Origin of the sequence: Agrobacterium sp. 10MFCol1.1, from assembly GCF_000381165.1 — a bacterium.
GTDB lineage: Bacteria > Pseudomonadota > Alphaproteobacteria > Rhizobiales > Rhizobiaceae > Agrobacterium > Agrobacterium tumefaciens.
Genome location: NZ_KB906076.1, coordinates 89,605 through 106,740, shown reverse-complemented (window position 1 = coordinate 106,740; position 17,136 = coordinate 89,605). Strand labels below are relative to the sequence as shown.

16 protein-coding genes are annotated in these 17,136 nt (G+C 58.1%); 9 read left to right on the top strand and 7 right to left on the bottom strand.

Annotation, left to right across the window (positions count from 1 at the left end; translation table 11 throughout):
* Window positions 1-100 precede the first annotated feature (100 nt).
* From F617_RS0113880 to F617_RS0113870, 3 genes are read right to left on the bottom strand one after another with little or no spacing between them, the layout of a single operon-like run.
* On the bottom strand, window positions 101-3,190 hold the full coding sequence (locus F617_RS0113880; RefSeq protein ID WP_019565679.1) for an efflux RND transporter permease subunit: 3,090 nt from the start codon (window positions 3,188-3,190) through the stop codon (window positions 101-103).
* Entirely contained in the window at window positions 3,187-4,308 is a 1,122-nt protein-coding gene (locus F617_RS0113875) for an efflux RND transporter periplasmic adaptor subunit (protein ID WP_019565678.1), read from the bottom strand. The genes F617_RS0113880 and F617_RS0113875 overlap by 4 nt, the downstream gene beginning before the upstream one ends.
* The gene (locus tag F617_RS0113870; protein WP_026330847.1) at window positions 4,308-5,732 is read right to left on the bottom strand and encodes an efflux transporter outer membrane subunit; all 1,425 of its coding nucleotides are present in this window, start codon (window positions 5,730-5,732) and stop codon (window positions 4,308-4,310) included. The genes F617_RS0113875 and F617_RS0113870 overlap by 1 nt, the downstream gene beginning before the upstream one ends.
* Window positions 5,733-5,878: 146 nt before the next feature.
* Here F617_RS0113870 and F617_RS0113865 point away from each other — a divergent pair, with 146 nt between their 5' ends.
* Entirely contained in the window at window positions 5,879-6,565 is a 687-nt protein-coding gene (locus F617_RS0113865) for a response regulator transcription factor (protein ID WP_019565676.1), read from the top strand.
* A gap of 2 nt (window positions 6,566-6,567) precedes the next feature.
* On the top strand, window positions 6,568-7,854 hold the full coding sequence (locus tag F617_RS0113860; protein ID WP_026330846.1) for a HAMP domain-containing sensor histidine kinase: 1,287 nt from the start codon (window positions 6,568-6,570) through the stop codon (window positions 7,852-7,854).
* 280 nt (window positions 7,855-8,134) lie between these two features.
* Here F617_RS0113860 and F617_RS0113850 read toward each other — a convergent pair whose 3' ends face one another.
* Complete coding sequence (locus tag F617_RS0113850) at window positions 8,135-8,578, bottom strand: helix-turn-helix domain-containing protein (protein ID WP_019565673.1); 444 nt, start codon at window positions 8,576-8,578, stop codon at window positions 8,135-8,137.
* A 69-nt stretch (window positions 8,579-8,647) separates the two neighbouring features.
* On the opposite strand from F617_RS0113850, the gene F617_RS0113845 reads away from it, so the two are divergent.
* Both F617_RS0113845 and F617_RS0113840 read left to right on the top strand, forming a co-directional pair.
* The gene (locus tag F617_RS0113845; RefSeq protein ID WP_019565672.1) at window positions 8,648-9,883 is read left to right on the top strand and encodes an MFS transporter; all 1,236 of its coding nucleotides are present in this window, start codon (window positions 8,648-8,650) and stop codon (window positions 9,881-9,883) included.
* Window positions 9,884-10,083: 200 nt separating this feature from the next.
* Window positions 10,084-10,677 carry a zinc-binding dehydrogenase gene (locus F617_RS0113840; protein WP_019565671.1) on the top strand — a complete coding sequence of 198 codons (594 nt, stop codon included), beginning with the start codon at window positions 10,084-10,086 and terminating at the stop codon, window positions 10,675-10,677.
* A 169-nt stretch (window positions 10,678-10,846) separates the two neighbouring features.
* On the opposite strand, the gene F617_RS0113835 is transcribed toward F617_RS0113840, so the two are convergent.
* Together F617_RS0113835 and F617_RS0113830 are read right to left on the bottom strand one after the other, a co-directional pair.
* Window positions 10,847-11,578, bottom strand: a complete 732-nt coding sequence (locus F617_RS0113835) for an SDR family NAD(P)-dependent oxidoreductase (protein ID WP_019565670.1) — start codon at window positions 11,576-11,578, stop codon at window positions 10,847-10,849.
* Window positions 11,579-11,650: 72 nt separating this feature from the next.
* Entirely contained in the window at window positions 11,651-12,196 is a 546-nt protein-coding gene (locus F617_RS0113830; protein ID WP_245260795.1) for a TetR/AcrR family transcriptional regulator, read from the bottom strand.
* 282 nt (window positions 12,197-12,478) lie between these two features.
* Between F617_RS0113830 and F617_RS0113825 the strand changes: the two genes are divergently transcribed.
* The 4 genes from F617_RS0113825 (at window position 12,479) to F617_RS0113810 (ending at window position 14,746) form a co-directional block, all read left to right on the top strand.
* Window positions 12,479-12,991 carry an Rrf2 family transcriptional regulator gene (locus tag F617_RS0113825; protein WP_019565668.1) on the top strand — a complete coding sequence of 171 codons (513 nt, stop codon included), beginning with the start codon at window positions 12,479-12,481 and terminating at the stop codon, window positions 12,989-12,991.
* An 11-nt stretch (window positions 12,992-13,002) separates the two neighbouring features.
* A complete protein-coding gene (locus F617_RS0113820; RefSeq protein WP_019565667.1) occupies window positions 13,003-13,755 on the top strand; it encodes an SDR family oxidoreductase in 753 nt (250 codons plus the stop codon).
* A gap of 13 nt (window positions 13,756-13,768) precedes the next feature.
* Window positions 13,769-14,206 carry a cupin domain-containing protein gene (locus F617_RS0113815; RefSeq protein WP_003517453.1) on the top strand — a complete coding sequence of 146 codons (438 nt, stop codon included), beginning with the start codon at window positions 13,769-13,771 and terminating at the stop codon, window positions 14,204-14,206.
* Window positions 14,207-14,299: 93 nt separating this feature from the next.
* A complete protein-coding gene (locus F617_RS0113810) occupies window positions 14,300-14,746 on the top strand; it encodes a carboxymuconolactone decarboxylase family protein (RefSeq protein WP_003517456.1) in 447 nt (148 codons plus the stop codon).
* A 265-nt stretch (window positions 14,747-15,011) separates the two neighbouring features.
* Here F617_RS0113810 and F617_RS0113805 read toward each other — a convergent pair whose 3' ends face one another.
* Window positions 15,012-15,989 carry an oxidoreductase gene (locus tag F617_RS0113805; protein WP_019565666.1) on the bottom strand — a complete coding sequence of 326 codons (978 nt, stop codon included), beginning with the start codon at window positions 15,987-15,989 and terminating at the stop codon, window positions 15,012-15,014.
* A 91-nt stretch (window positions 15,990-16,080) separates the two neighbouring features.
* On the opposite strand from F617_RS0113805, the gene F617_RS0113800 reads away from it, so the two are divergent.
* Entirely contained in the window at window positions 16,081-17,022 is a 942-nt protein-coding gene (locus tag F617_RS0113800; protein ID WP_019565665.1) for an AraC family transcriptional regulator, read from the top strand.
* The last annotated feature ends 114 nt before the right edge of the window (window positions 17,023-17,136 follow it).

Below are 17,136 nucleotides of genomic sequence, written 5' to 3'. Positions count from 1 at the left end.
GTGTCTGCAAATCTAGGGTTATTCGCTGTATCGTCATCGGTCGGGCGCAGATGTCAGCGACCCAATGTAGAGCCGGTGTCCCCGGCAGGTCCTGCACGCGTTAGACTTGTGGCGTGGAAAATCCCTCTGCCTGCTTGGTTTCGCCCCCTCCGATCCTCGCCTTGAGCCATACAAGCGCGTCATCCAGGAAAGTGAAGACCACAGGAATGACCAGAAGGCTTAGGAAGGTGGAGGTAATCAATCCGCCTATGACAACGATACCCATGGGTTGGCGAAAGCTTGAGTCTCCCGAGACGAGACTCAATGCTGCGGGCAGCATGCCGCCGGCCATAGCGATGGTGGTCATGATAATGGGTCGTACTCGCTTGTGGCAGGCATCGACAAGAGCGTCGTAGCGAGACATGCCGGCACGTCGTGCCTCAATGGCGTACTCCACGAGAAGGATCGAGTTTTTCGAGACAATTCCCATCAGTAGGATCAGACCGATAACAGCAGGCATTGAAAAGCTCGTACCTGTCAGCACCAAGGGCAGCAGAGCGCCGCCAAGCGCCAGCGGCAGAGTCATCAAAATAGTCACAGGCTGGAGGAAATCATGAAACAGAAGGACCAGAACGGCATAGATACAGAAAATGCCGATCGCCATGGATGTGCCGAAACTACTGAACAGCTCACTCTGACGTTTTAATTCGCCCTGCTCCACGAACTTCACGCCCTGCGGCAGGTTTTTATAGCCGGGCAACTGTGCGGCTTCTGCGGTCACGTCGGAAAGGTTCCTGCCATTTAACTCGACAGTCAGCGAGACGTTGCGCGATCGGTCAAGCCGATCGATCTGACTGGGGCTGGAGCCAATCGAGATGTCGGCGATAGCACCCAGCGAGATCTTGCTTTCTTTACCATCGACTGGGATCAGCGAGATAGCATCCAACGACTGACGGCTTGCGGTGTCGAGCATCACGCGAATGGCGACCTGGCGTTCGGGCAGATTAAGCTTCGACAGAGCTGTATCATACGCACCAGCAGTCGCCACGCGAATGGCTTCGGCGATGGCCTTGGACGTCACACCAAGAGAGGCCGCCTGCGCAAGGTCGGGTTTTATGGTGACCTCCGGAGTCTGCATGGCCGCGGATGAAGTGACATTGCCGATCCCAGGAAGCGTGCGCAAATCAGTTTCAAGGCTTGCCGCCGCCTGTTCAAGAAGGTCAGAATTGTCGCCTGCAAGCGTCAGCGTGAGCTTTGTCCCATTGCCTCCGGAGCCTATTTCCAGGCGAACGCCGGGCAACAGCTCCAAGGCTTTTCGCAAATCATTTTCGATCTCCGACTGCTTTATATCCCGGTCGTCAATCGGCGTTAGATTGACGACGATTGTCGCACTGTTAGTGCTTGAATTTGACGTACTGTTCATCCCGCCCGTGGACGCTGTTCCGGTTGCCTGAAACACCGAGGCGACGTGGTCTACGCCTGCGATGATTTCGGATGCTTTTCGCGCCGCCTCGTCAGTCGCTTCAATCGTCGATCCATATGGCGTGGTGAGGGTAATTTGCGTTTGACTGTCATCGGAGGCCGGGAAAAAGCCCGTCGACAAATGAGACAACAGAAGGATCGTGAATGCCAGAAACCCGACCGTCCCAAGCACTGGAATCCAGCGGCGGCGCAACGCACCCTTTACCAGCCAGAGGTAGCTCCGCATCAGGCGGCCGTCCTCTTCGTGTGTCTTGCCACTGGCCTTCATCATATACGCTGCCATCATTGGCGTTAGCAATCGCGCAACCAGAAGCGAGGCGAGAACGGCAACTGACGCAGTAATACCGAACTGCTTGAAAATGATGCCCGGAATGCCGCCCATGAAAGCTGTTGGAAGGAAGACCGCGACCAAGGTAAACGTCGTGGCAATAACAGCCATGCCGATTTCGTCAGCTGCCTCCATCGCCGCCTCGAAGGGGCTTTTACCCATGTTGAGGTGTCGCTCGATATTTTCTATCTCGACAATGGCGTCATCCACAAGAATCCCGACCACAAGTGAAATCGCCAGCAGTGTAATTGTGTTCAACGTATAGCCAAGCAGGTACATCACGAGAAAAGTCGGTATGATCGACAGCGGCAAGGCAACAGCCGCGAGAAGCGTCGCACGCCAGTCGCGCAGAAACAGCCACACGACGAAAACGGCGATGAGCGCGCCCTCATAGACCATGTGCATCGAGGATTCGTAGTTTTGCTCGGTGGGTACGATGGTGTTGTAGGCTTCTTCGATTGTCACGCCCGGATTGGCCGCAGCAAATACCGTCATCGCGTCGCGAACTTTCTCGGTAACCGCCGTATCAGAATAGCCTTTTGAACGCTTGATCTGAGCGGCAATCGCGGGTTTGCCATTCAGGTAGGCAAGTGAGGTAAGATCGTTGTGGGTATCTGTTACCGTTCCGAGTTCGTCCAGTCGAACCCAACTCCCGGCAGGTAAGGGTATGGGCAATGATCGGAGCTGTTCTACACTGTTTGCCGTTGCAAGCGTCCGGACAGACTGACTTTCGCCGCCGATTCTGCCCTTGCCACCAGACAGATCGGACTGCACCGCTTCGACCTGGCTGTTGACATCATTCGCGGTCAAACCAAGGCCATCAAGGAGATTTGCGTTGAGCTCTACCCTGACTTCTCTATCGACCCCGCCAAGGCGACTGACTTCACCAACACCGTCCACAGCCATCAGCGCCCGCGACAGATCGTTGTCGATGAACCAAGAAAGCTCAGCAGAATCCAATTTGTCTGAATGCACGACATAGGTGATGAGTGGCGAGGCGTTCAACGACTGTTTCGAAACGGTCGGCGCGTTCATTTCTTCCGGCAGGTCGCTCTTTGCCTCGTCGACAGCACTCTTGACCTCATCCAGTGCTTCCTGGGTGTCCTTTCCAACCTGGAAGGCAACCGAGATGCTAACAGAACCATCCGTGATCGTTGTTGTGACGGAGTCCAGCTTGGAAAGGCCCGTCAGTTCATCCTCGATCTTGCGAGCCACTTCCGTTTCGAGCTGAGACGCTGACGCCCCATCCAGCGAAGCACTGATCTCGATCGTTGGAAGGTCCATATCGGGGAAATTCTGGACGTCGAGGCGATTGAAAGCCCACAGACCACAGGCGGTCAACAGGACGAAAAGCAGAACGGGCGGGACGGGATTGCGGATGGACCATGAGGAGAAATTCACTTTGCTTCCTCCTTTTTGGCAATCGTGGTGCCGTCGGACACTCGCACAACCGAGCCATCTGCGAGGAAAGCACCACCTGCTGTGACGACTTTGTCCGCCTTTTCGATACCAGAAACAATCTCGACACGGTCGCCCTGTCGGCGACCTGTCTCGACGCGCTTCCGGGCAACGGTCACCTTCTCAGCCTCATTCAAAATGAAGACATAGGAAAACCCGTCCCGGAGCGTGACGGCTGTCGCTGGCACTGTCAGCGCATCGGCGTGGTCGAACTCGAAGTAGCCGCTGGCGAGTATGCCGGTCTTCGGGGTTTGCATTCCTGCCTCGGGCTGGAGGGTCACGTAAACCGTGACCCGACCATTATTTGTCGACGTAGTGGGTGAAACCAACCTAACCTTGCCACTAATATTGCCGTCAGGGGTCGGTATAACTGCTTTCGTTTCTTGCTTTACTTCGGCCAACCGCTTTACCGGCAACTCCGCTTGCCATTCGACCCTGCTTTGCCGGATGAGCTTGAACAGTTCGTCACCGGCATTCACGACGTTACCGAGAGATGCAGAACGCGCAGATATGATCCCGTCATCGACGGCGTAAACCTTTGTCCGGTCCAGTGTCAGTTGCGAAGATGCCAACGCAGCTTTCGCAGAGAGGACGTCGGCTTTCGCCTTGCGCTCGCTGATCAGATACTCTGTCGTTTGCTGCTTCGACAATGCACCGGACCCCGTCAGTCCTCGGGCGCGATCCGCATCCGCAACCGCTTGATCGAGCGCCGCTTCCTGCTTTTCGACCGTCGCTTGCTGCTGTTCCAAATCCGCCTGCGCCGTATCAGCGGAGAACTGCACCAGCAGGTCTCCCTTTTTAACCGTCGCACCGATATCTGCTTTGACGTCGATGATTTTAAAGCCGCTAACCTCAGCGGCGATGACCGCTTCATCCCATGCGGCAAGTCGACCACTCGCAGGAATAGTCACCGGCCAGTTCAAGAGCTGGGGGTTGGAGACGCTCACGGTCAAAGCTGCAGCTTGAGAGTCGGTCTGTGCGGCGTCTTCGCTACGGGCCGACTGCGGCATGAAAGTTACGGCAAGGGCCATGGCGAGAGAGGAAAAAGCGGATCTACGCATCAGTGTGTTCCAGTCATAAGGGTATTCGAGACGCCAGCCGGAGCGGACCAACCGCCTCCCAGGGACTTGTAGAGCGCGATCCAGTATCGGACCGCGTCGCGCCTGATTTCGATGAGGGTGATGGCGGCAGACTGTGCCGAGCGACGCGCCTCTTCCCGGTCGAGGATGCTGACGCCACCAGATTTCCAATTCTCATCGACCGAGCGGAAATAGCTTTGATAGTTATCAGCGGCCATCTTGGCATCGCCGATACGCTTCAAAGCCGTGTTGACGCGAATGAGGGCTGTTTCCACGTCTGCGACAGCCGTCAAGACGCCGGACTTGTAACTTGCGACAGCAACATCGTAATCCGCCACTGCACTTCTGACGGCAGCCCTTTTGGTGCCGCCATCAAAGAGCGGTATCGACAATGCAGGACCAAAGGACCACGGTATCGATCTGCCGGTTACGGTGGATTCGCTGATTGAAATGGATCCACTCAAGCTGAGACTTGGATAGAGGTCGGCCTTTGCCGCGCCAACATCCGAAACCGTTGCTGCGACCTCAGCTTCCAGCGCATTGACGTCAGGCCGTTGCCTCAAAACGTCCGCCGGTACAGAGGCGATCCGCAACGATGAAGGCTGTGGAATGCTACTTTTCCCCTGGTCCAGCAATTTTCTGATCACCACTTCATCGGTAGCAGTCAGTTGGACCAGTGACTTGATGATGATTTCGCAGTCACCACGTTGGGCGGTCAAATTTGACGAGGATGTCGCCGCACTTGCGCGGGAGAGCGCCAAATCGGCAGTTGACGTGAAGCCGGACTGTGCTGACTTTTCAGTGGCGCGCAGTGTCTCTTTCTGCGACGCGAGCTCGTCGCGGTAAAGCTTTTCCAACTGGCGACACGCGCGATACTGGACGTAGTAATCACCGACCTCGGCTGCGACGGAAATCCGTGCGTCATGCCATGACCAGACCTTGCCTCTGGCTCTCGAAGCCGCAGCCTGTGTTTCTTTCTTAGTCTTGCCGAACAAATCAAGTTCCCAGGCTGCGTCGAGACCACCACTTTTGTTCGTTCCGGCTACAATCTTATTGAGGTCATCGCCATTGTTGCCCTCGCGCAATGCAGAGGCAGATCCATCCAGCGACGGGAAGAGGCCCGCACGTGCGCTATCCAGCGTCGCACGCGCCTTGTCGATATTGCCGACGGCTTCTTGAACGGTCGGATTTTCCCGTTCCGCCAGTGTTAGCAATTTCGTCAGCGAAGGATCTTTAAAGCTTGCCCACCACGCGACGAGATCAGTAGGGCGTCCTCCATGCGGCAACGTCGCGTGCCAATAGGCTGAGACGACAGAATTTGAAGGTTTGAGGGTGCCAAGGGCGGTACAACCGCTGAGTACCGCCAACGTGGCGAGGACGGAACCTGAAAAGAAGACTATACGCATGATCCGGGCTGCCTTTAAGCTGTCGGCTGCACTATAGGGATCGCGATGTTAATGTCGGTCAAGAACGTGTTAAGTTATGTAAAACTGCTGTATTTACGGGCGTCATGCCTTAAACAATTCAAGCATCGACGCGACGGATGCAAGACATGCCTAAGGTGCTTTTAATCGATGATGACATCGAGCTTACAAATCTGCTCTGCGAATACCTGACCGAAGAAGGGTTCGCGGTTGACACCACAGACGACGGCAGAACCGGTGTCGTTGCAGCAACAACGACACCGGTCGATCTTATTGTCCTCGACATCATGATGCCCCGTATGAACGGCCTCGATGTGTTGCGGAAAATCCGGCAGGTTAGCGATGTCCCGGTTCTGATGTTGACGGCCCGCGGTGATGACATTGATCGTATTTCCGGGCTTAATCTTGGCGCGGACGACTATGTCGCCAAACCCTGTTCGCCGGGAGAACTGGCCGCTCGAATCCGCGCGATTCTTCGTCGATCTAGCCGAAGCGAACGGGATGGTGGGCTGGAGGTGCTGAAAACGGGCGCGCTGACGCTATATCCTTCAACCCGTAGAGCCGAGTGGTCCGGTACCCAGCTCGAACTGACCGGCACCGAGTTCAGTCTGCTCGAGGTGCTTGTCCGTTCTTCCGGCCAGTTGGTTTCCAAACAGGATATCTCGTTGCGCGCCTTCGGCAAGCCACTGACCGCATTTGATCGCCGCATCGATGTCCATATCAGCAGTATCCGCCAAAAGCTCGGAACCCGCGAAGACGGGCAGCCGTGGATTCAGGCTGTAAGAGGCCGCGGCTATCAGCTGTTAGAGGGCTAGTGATGCATCGACTATTCTGGAAATTTTTCAGCGTGGTCTGGCTTGCCATGGCAGGGTCGATAGCACTGCTGTTTGCAATTAGCACCATGTTCCAATCCCCTTTTGAAGAAGAAGTCGCCAACCGCGAACACAAGCTTGCCCTGGAAACAACGGCCCAGGTCCTGCAATCAGATGGATATGACGCTGCAAAGAAGCTGGTGCCAGCCATGCAGCGTACCGGTCGCGAATTATCCATTCGCATCAGCCCGGTTGGTCCAGCATTCGACTGTGGGGTTAAGGCGGGACATGATCTAATTGTGAACGCGGTGAGCGACGGGAATTGCTACGAGGTTCAGATCGCCGGCTCGCCCCAGGGTGTTATTTCAAAAACCTGGCCGCGGACAGTGCCGTGGTTAGCCGCCCTCATGGCAGCGGCGGCAGCTGCCTACTGGCTCGCCCGGTACTTTATCACCCCCGTGGAGCAGCTTCGATACGGGTTGCGAGCCATAGCCAATGGCCAACTCGATGTTCGAATAGCGCATACAATTGGCAGCAAGCGCGACGAAGTTGCCTCTCTGGCGCACGACCTCGACATTACGGCAGCACGCCTTCAGGAACTCCAGATTGCACAGCAACAGTTGTTTCACGATGTCTCTCACGAGATACGTTCACCCCTTTCAAGATTACAGGCGGCTATCGGCGTCTTGCAACAAAACCCGGCGCGGTTGACCGCAATGATCGAGCGAATGGGAAGAGAAGTCGAACGCTTAGATGAATTGGTCGGGGGAATTCTAACTCTGGCGAGGCTTTCGGAACGAAACGCTCCGCGCTTTGATCGACAAACGCTGGATGTTGTCGATCTCGTGAGGGAGATTGTCGAGGATGCGAGTTTCGAAGGTCAGTCACGCGATATTACGGTTCAATATGAAGGCGTCGACACATTCGTTGCTTCCGTCAACGGTGAATTGATTTACCGGGCGCTAGAAAACGTAATCCGCAATGCAATTGCCTACACAAGAGACAAGACATCTGTTCTCGTCACTTCGGAAGTACACGGTCAGCAACTTTCACTCTCCATCCAGGATGCGGGACCTGGCGTACCGGACGCGGAACTAGACGCTATTTTCCAACCGTTCTCACAGAGCTCCACCGTCACGACGCGCTCGGGCTTTGGCCTCGGCCTCGCCATCACCCGCCGCGCTGCCGAATGGCATGGCGGTTGCGCAACGGCCACCAATACGCCGTCAGGTGGACTACGCGTGGAAATCGTGATCCCTGCGAGTTCCCGAGATTCTAGGGCGGTGATTTAACCGCCCATCGTCGCTATTGGATGGAAGCTGCTGCTGTTTCTCTTCCCCGGTCAAGATGAACTTCGCCACCCCTACAATTTACCCAGCTTTACACGACGTCTAAAGCGCTTAACGTCTGGCTCTCTATGGATGTCTGTGGATTCACCTGCAGGGTATAGCCCTGTGTTGTCGGGTTCAGATATGGGAGGACCTGCGGATCATTGACGAAAATGTCGATATCGAAGCTTTCACGATGGTTTATCTGGAGCATAAGGGCGGTGTCACCGCCGGATGGTTTTGGTTATTGAGAGCTCCTGCTTCGGTTCGGCTTTTTCATCTTCCCGTGTTTCCCGCCTCGTTTGCCCGCCACATCCACAAGCCGCCGAAACGTAGGACACTCCATATGGGAGGGCGCCGGGCAATCGGCGACATGGCGGAGCGTAGCGCGTAGCGCCGTCAGTTCGCGGATTTTTTGGTCAATTTCGTCGGCCTTGGCGTGGATCACGTCACGCGAGATGTTTGGCGTTCCGTTCTTGCTGAACATCCCACCGATCTCCTCGAGCGAAAAGCCCGCCGATTTGCCCATTGCAATCAGTTTAAGCTGCAACAGCACTTCAGGCGGAAACTGTCGCCGCAATCCATGGCGGGAAATTGAGGAAATCAGTCCGGCTTCCTCGTAATAGCGCAGCGCCGAGGGCTTCATCCCACTCTTTGCCGCGACCTCTCCAATATCCAGAAATTTCATGCTTGACCTCAAGTCGGCTTGAAGTGGCAGCCTGCTCTCGAACGAATATCGAAGCAAGTAGGTGAGACGGTGGAACAGACAAAATCATTCGCATTGGAAAAGGAAAAAACCGGAATAACGGTCACATTGGCGCTCGCGATGCTGCTGGCCTCGCTCGGCACTAGCATCGCCAATATCGCACTGCCGGCGCTGGTTGACGCCTTCGCCGCACCATTTTTGCAGGTTCAGGCGGTGGTCGTGGCCTATCTCGCAGCCATGACCGTGTCCGTGGTGATCGCAGGTCGACTTGGGGACAGCCGCGGGCTGAAGCCGATGCTGGTGGTCGGTCTCGCCGTATTTGCCATCGCCTCACTGCTGTGCGCCATTGCACCGAACCTGTCGTTGCTGATCGGCGCGCGGGCGCTTCAGGGCGTAGGCGCGGCATTCCTGATGACGCTCGCCATGGCGCTGATGCGCCAGACCGCAAACGAAGCGCGTGTCGGACGCGCCATGGGCCTGCTCGGCACGGTGTCGGCGCTGGGCACCGCGCTCGGCCCTTCGCTCGGCGGGCTGCTGATACCGGTCGCGGGATGGCGCGGCATCTTCTGGGTGCAGGTGCCGCTGGCGGTTCTGGCCCTAGTGCTGGCAATCAGGCTGCTTCCGGCCGGTCCTGCCAAGGCAAAGGCGCTGTCTGTCACCCTTTGGTCGGTCATGACCCGGAACCTTGTTACCAATCTCCTCGTCAATATCGTGGTCGCTGCGGTCATGATGACGACGCTCGTGGTCGGTCCCTTCTATCTCGTCATCGCACTAGGCCTTACGGCGACACAGGTCGGCTTCGTCATGGCGGTCGGCCCGGTCATTTCCATCTTCAGCGGCGTTCCGTCCGGGCGGATGGTCGACGCTTGGGGCAGTGGCCGCATCCTCGCCATCGGCCTTGCCCTGCTGGCCGCCGGATCGTTCCTGCTGGCGCTTCTGCCAAATCGGATTGGCGTCACCGGTTATGTGATCTCCATCATCGTGCTGACGCCCGGCTATCAACTCTTCCAGGCCGCCAACAACACCGCCGCCCTGGCCGAGGTCTCCAAGGACCGCCGCGGCACGGTGTCGGGCTTGATCAGCCTGTCGCGCAATATCGGTTTGATTGCCGGTGCGTCTGCCATGGGGGCGGTCTTTGCCTTCGGCGTGGGGATGGAAGAGTTCGCACGCGCAACCGCGTCGGCCATCGCCTCCGGAATGCGGTTGACCTTCCTGCTGGCGGGCGGAATGATGCTCGTTGCAATCGGGATTGCGATCAGACATAGCAACCCCATTCCTCCGCCTTGAGGTCGCTGGGAGAAGTGACAGCCGTCGGAAACGAAGTAACCGGCTTTGCCGTCGGCGACCGTGTCATGGGGATGTCGGCGGCGGGGCCTATGCCCAGTGTGCGCGGCTCGATAGCGGGATGGCGGCTGCCATTCCGACCGGGATGTCCTTCATCGAGGCGGCCGCAGTCATGGAAAGCTTCGTCACGGGCTGGGAGCCTCTTGCACATCTCGGACAAACCGCAAAAAAGCGAGACCGTTCTCATTCATGCTGCTGCAGGCGGCTTCGGATCGGCGGCAGTCCAGCCCGCCAAAGCGGCAGGAGCAACCGAGCTAGCCACCGCTTTGGCGGGCAACATCGGGAACGTGCTTTCGCAGGGCGCCGAAGCCGTGTTCGATTATCAGCGGTCGGACTTCGAGGCGGAGGTCGTCGATGCGACGGCATCCTGTGGGGTCGATCTGATCATCGACTTTGTCGGCGGGTCCTACCTCGTCCGCAACATTCGTAGTCTTGCTCCTGGTGGTCGGCTTGTCCAAGTGGGCCTGTTGGGGCGAGATGACAACGCCATCATTCCGCTCGGGACTGTCCTTCACAATCACTTGCAATTGCTGGGCACGGCCATGAAATCCAGATCTCGCTCAGAAAAGAGAGCTATGATCCGCCGGTTCAGGGACGATGTGCTGCCAATGATGGGCAAAGAACTTCAGCCCGTTGTCGGGGCACTGTATCCGCTCTCAGCTACATCGGATGCCGATCGCCGGATGGAAGCCGGCGGAGTGTTCGGCAAGATTGTTCTTGACGATTTTCATGGGTGATGCCGGATACGCGGGGAGCTCTTGGACTGAGTGGAACTCGCGAATTGCATCGCGATAAGCCAAAAGATCGACCGCCGGTGAGTTTTGCCCAGCAGACTTTTGCACGAGGAAAGATGCCGGAGTGGTGGAGAGGGCCGCTGTGAACAGCCCTACCCCTGGAGCGCTGAATTTACAGCGTCCAGCCTCCGTCGATTGTCAGGCTCGATCCTGTCATGAAAGACGTGTCGGGACCCGTAAGATAGGCCACCATTCCCGCAATTTCTTTGGGGTCGGCAACGCGCTTCAAGGGGCTGCGGTCAGACAACATCTCAATGGCGCCGGCGTTCATGTCAGTGTCCGTTGGACCAGGTTGGATGTTGTTGACGGTGATGCGCCGCGGAGCCAGATCAAGGGCCAAGCCTTTCACCATCGCTGCGACCGCAGCCTTGGAGAATTGGTAGACGCTTGCTCCCGCCATTCCAGTCCGTTCCGCCGTGTTCGACCCGATCGTTATGACGCGGCCGCCATCCTTCATGTGCGGCACTGTGGACTGGATGGACAAGAAAACGCCGCGGATGTTGATGTCGATCATTAGATCGAGCTCTTCGAGAGTGACAGCATCCACCCTGTTGAGCCGCAAAATCCCTGCATTGACAACGACGGCGTCGATTGGCCCGAAGATGTCGACAGTCTTTGCCACCGCGCCACGAATGGCGGCAGCATCTGCGCTATTGGCCTGGATGGCCACCGCGCGGCGCCCACTCTTCTCGATCTCGTTCACGAGCGCCTGTGCGCTGTCCGGTCGCGAAACATATGTGAAGGCGACATCGTAGCCGTCTTTTGAAAGTCTTTCGACCGCAGCCGCGCCGATACCACGGGCACCTCCAAATACGAGGGCGGTCTTTCGTTCGTCGATTGTCATGGGATTCTCCTTTTATTGACAGATCAGTCCATAATTGAGCAAATCAAAAGCCTCCTTGTTGCGGAGGCCGCGTTATGGTTTTAGACGCTGTGTTGCAAATCGTGCCATCGCCTTCAGATCGAGAGCTTTTGCGCCGCCACGCGCAGCCACCTGCAGGCCGGTCATCGTCATCAGAATGAACGCGGTAGTTTCTTCAGCGTCGAGAACGGGATTGATTTCCCCCGAACGCTGGCCCTCCAACACTCTCTCCAATATGCGTCGACCTAACGCCGCACTGGCAGAGTTGCGGCGCGAATTAAGGTCCGGGTCTGTCACGCCAAACTCGCCAACTGATCCAACCCCCATGCACCCCAGCGCCCGCTCGCAATCGTCTTCCGACACAAGACCGGAAAGCAGGTCTTCGATGCCTTTTATAGGCGATGTCGGGCCGCTCAACCTCATGACATGCCCAGTGTTTGTCCGTTGCTGATAGGTATCCAGCGCTTCCAGATAAAGAGTACGTTTGTCGCCAAAGGCGCCGTAGAGGCTTTGTCTGCCGATGCCCATCGCCACACGCAGATCATCGGTAGAGGTCGCGGCAAATCCCTTTGCCCAGAACACCCTCAGGGCTTTCTCCAACGCTGCGTCGCGGTCAAATTCTCTCGGTCTTGCCATGCGGACGACGTACCAATTATTGATTGATCAGTCAATAATTAAATTCCCACCATGCGGCGGGGATATTCCGGGGCAAGTGCAACATGTTCGGGCGTCGATGAGAGTGCGAGCTTCCTGACTATGGCAGGCCCCGGCCGCCGGAGCGCGGTTTTCTGTCATATTCCGAATTTTGAGCGGTCTACGTGATCCCGGATTGACATCGAAGTTAATCGTGGATATTTTATATCCACGATTAGGAGATGCACCATGAAACTGAGCGAAGGCGTCGAGCAGGCCATTCACTGCACGGCATTCCTGGCGGGGCTGTCCGAAGACGGCGTCCTGTCGGCGGCAGCACTGGCTGAACTCCACGGCGTATCGACGAGCTACCTCCTCAAGCATCTGCAGGCGCTTTCCGGCGCCGGGATCGTCGCAACGACGCCGGGTCCGAAGGGTGGATATCGGCTGGCCAAGGCGCCAAAGGACATCACGATGCTCGACATCGTCCTCGCGGTCGAAGGACCAGCGCCCGCCTTCCGGTGCGCCGAGATCCGCCAGCGCGGGCCGAATCCACTTCCGGCGCGCTACTTCACTAAGCCCTGCCAAATCAACGCCGCGATGCTGAAAGCCGAGAAGGCCTATCGCGCAGAACTCGCCAAGGTGTCCGTCGCGGACCTTCTGGCGGACCTTGGTGCAGCCGACGACGGTGGCATCGCCGCCCGGGGATGCGCCTTCCTTGAACTCCACGAACGCAAGACGGGCAATCGCGCCTCGTCATAGGAGATAGCACCATGACCAAGATGAAAAAGGTCGTCGTCATCGGCGGCACGGGCCTGATCGGCTCGAAGGCAGTGAAGCTGCTACAGGACGCCGGCCACGAAGCCGTCGTCGCAAGCTCCCGCAACGGGATTAATGCCTACACGGGCGAAGGACTGGCCGAGGCGCTTGCGGGCGCCGACGCCGTCATCGACGTGTCGAACATGATGTCTTTCGATAAGGCCGTCATCACCGACTTCTTCGACAAGTCGAGCCGAAACCTGACACGTGCCGAACAAGCCGCGGGCGTGCGCCATCACGTCGTCCTCTCGATCGTCAACGCGGACCGCCTCGCCGCGAACTCATACATGGCCGGCAAACTCGCCCAAGAATACGCCGTCGCAGCATCGGGCCAGGCCTACACCATTGTGCGCGCGACACAGTTCCACGAATTCACGGAGACACTGGTGGGCGCCTACTCGGCCGACGGCGCAGTGAAAGTCCCGGATATCGACTTCCAGCCGATCGCGGCCGACGACGTCGCCGCTGCTTTGGTGGAAGCCGCGCTCGGGGAGCCGAAGAACGGATCCGTCGATCTTGCCGGGCCCGAACGGGGACCGTTCGAATCCTTCATCGGGACCTATCTCGACGCCAAGGGCGACGCTCGCCCGGTCAACGCCGACGCCGCCGTTGACTACTTCGGCGCTCCCGTTGTCGCCGGCTCACTGGTTCCCGACGGAGACTACGTCAAGGGTGCGATCACGATCGCCGAGTGGCTCAGAACATAGGAGGGAAACAATCATGAAGACCATCCTCCATGCCGCTTCAGCCCTTGCGGTCTCTCTGGCCACAGCTTCCGCTCATGACGTTGCCAAGCCTGGACTTGCATATGACACGAAGGACGCGAAGGTGACGCTGGTTTACGAGCATCCCCTCCCGGACGTTCCCGGAAAGAGCGTGAAGGGCGTCCTCGTCGAGTACGGCCCCGGCGGCTACAGTTCCGCTCATACGCATGCAAAATCCGCCTTGATCTATGCGACGGTTCTCGAAGGCGCCATCCAAAGCGCCGTGAACGGTGGCGAGACGAAGACCTTCATCGCCGGGCAGAACTTCACCGAGCTGCCGGGCGACCGCCACGACGTCAGCGCCAACGCCAGCAAGACCGAGCCGGCGAAGCTGCTTGCCGTCTTCGTCGTCGATACCGATGACACCGCCCTGACGACGCCGCGAAAGCCGTAGCGCTACCTACCAGACCTACCCCCCTCACCTAGCACAAGCAACGACGGTTTCTCCGGCGAACGGAGAACCGTGTCCACGAGAAAGGAAAACAAAATGTCCCGCATGAACTGGTCCGAAGTCGCCCCCGAGGGTGCCAAGGCGCTCTTCGGCGTCCATCACTACGTCACCAAGAAAACGAACTTGCCTGAGGAGCTGATTCATCTCGTCTTCCTGCGCGTGTCGCAGATCAACGGCTGCGCCCATTGCATCGACATGCATAGTCGCGATCTGCGCAAGACGATGTCCGTCGATAAGATCACGCTTGTTCCTGTCTGGGATGAGGTGCCTCACCTGTTTAGCGACCAGGAACGAGCAGCACTGGCCTGGGCTGAAGAAGTCACGAATGTCAGCCAGACCCACGCCTCGGACGAGGCCTATGCCGCCGCAGCCGCAGCTTTCGAACCGAAGGACCTCGTCGATCTGACGATCACGATCGCTGCGATGAACGCGTTCAATCGTCTCGGAGCGCCATTCCGGCTTCCGGTTGCAGCCAAGGCGTGATCGCGCTAACAGTGCAACCGCATAGGCACCTCCCTGCCGGGCCGTCGAGGTCCGACAGGGTGTTTCGACCTGCAGATGCGACCATCCCGGTCGCCATCTCCCAGACACGGAAGGCATTATCCGGATCGAACACTTCAGAGTGTTTATGAAGGTGAGCCGCTGTTTTACTCCTGCGTGGAACCGACTGACCACGATGTAGCAGGCCTTCGACTGACCGAAGGCCTCGCCTGACAACACCGCAAATCACTCGTGTGCCGATATGCGCTCAGCCTCGACGATCACCTACTGACAAGCCCGTTAAATGCTCAGAAAGCAGCCAGAGCCGTTCAGCAGCCTGTGGATCCATGGCCCAAGGCGCCACACCTCTGGTCCCATCCGTCTCCGCCTGCGGCAGGGCGACTTCGCAATCTTCGCAGTAGACGCCACCAATACCGTTGAGTTCGGGTCGCGTTGCTGCCCAGACGCTTGTTGCTGCCCCTTGTTCCGGCGTCTTGAGATCACGCGATGGATCGACTCGACGATTGCCATCCTCATCGTAGACATCAAAAGAGTTGATCTCGTCTTCGGTAAGATGGCGGGCGAGATCGGTCAGGATGATGCCCGGGTGCAAGGAAAATGACCGTACGCCACACCCTGCTCCAAGCCGATCAAGTTCAAGCGCAAACAGAGCATTTGCCGTCTTCGCCTGGCCATAGGCCTGCCACTTGTCATAAGGGCGAGCCTTGAAATCAATGTCGTCGAAATCGACTGGACCGATTTGATGGCCGCGCGATGACACAGAGACCACCCGCGCGTTGCCAGCCTTGACCAGCGCAGGCCACAGGCCTGCAACCAACCGGAAATGGCCGAGATGATTGGTGGCAAACTGGCTCTCGTGCCCAGCCTGATCCCGGGCAAGCGGCGTCGCCATGATGCCGGCGCTGTTGACCAGGATTGAGATGGGCATGCCCGCCGCAACGATCCTGTCAACAAAGGCGGCAACCGATGCGGGATCCGCAAGATCCATCGCTTCGATAACAACATTGTCGATACCGGCAAGTGTGCGTTCAGCCTTTTCGCGATTGCGAGCCGGTACGATGACACGAGCGCCGGCACCAGCGAGCGCCCGCGTCGTCTCGACGCCGAGACCGGAATAGCCGCCGGTGACAATCGCCGTCTTGCCGGAAAGGTCGATACCCTCGGTGACCTCGCGTGCCGTGCTGGATGCGCTGAAACGAGATCCAATAGGTTTCTGTTCGGACATGTTGTTACTCCTTCATTTGTGGCTCTGGTGTCCGTCCCCTATATCGGGTAGCTTCTCGGAGTCCCCAGCCTGCAGGATCCGGATTTCTGTCGTGATCGTCCAAAACATCCAGGATCCCCTGTCCGACGTGCTCAGCGCCATCGATGCGCGTGCGCTGTTCTCCGTGCGTTTTGCAGCCGGAGGCGCGTGGTCTGTTGCTTTTCCACCACCGGGCTACCTCAAGTTCAACGCAGTCCGTGAAGGCGTTGCCTGGCTGATCTCGGAGGGAGAGGCACCGTTGCGCATTGAAGCCGGCGATTGTCTTGTGGTCAGCGGCAAGGCGTTTACGCTTTGCAGCGATCCCAACGTGACGCCGATAGCGGCGGCAGAGGTATTCGCCGGGGGTAATCTCGATGTCTCAGTGGGCGATGGTCGGGATTTCGTGCTCCTAGGCGGCAGCGTCAACCTCGATACCGTCGATGGCTCACTCCTCACCGACGCCCTGCCGCCTGTTGTAGTGATTGACCACGAAGAGGCCGGACCGATTGGCTGGCTGCTCGAACAGTTGGACCTGGAGTGGAACAGCGTAGCACCGGGTGCTCGCGTCGCCTGCAACGACCTGCTGCGTCTGGTGTTTATCCATGTCCTGCGTGCCTATATGGCGCGCCAGACATCACAGCATCCCGGCTGGCTCGCCGGCCTTGCGGATGCTCGTCTGGCGCCGGCACTGCGGGCCATCCACGCCGATCCATCGCGCCGCTGGACGGTAGAAGCACTGGCGTCTCTTGCCGGCCAGTCCCGCTCCGGATTTGCCGAAAGATTTCGTGCCACCGTCGGAGCACCGCCGATCGACTATCTCGCGAACTGGAGGATGCGGCTTGCCGCCGCCCGGCTGCGGCGTGGCAACGAGCCACTGCCACGGATTGCACAGTCGCTCGGCTATGGATCCGACAGCGCTTTTGCCGCCAGCTTCCGCCGCGCCATCGGCCAATCGCCGGCGCGTTACCGTTCCCTTTATCGCGACAAGATGCAGAGTGAGGTTGTCAAGTCGTGACTGCTGGTTTGCCACTAGCCGGTCTGGTGCGCAGGCAGATGCAACGTTGCAGCAAGTCCTCATTGTTTGCGACCGCTTTCAATTTGGACATACTCCGCATCATACGCCTTGACA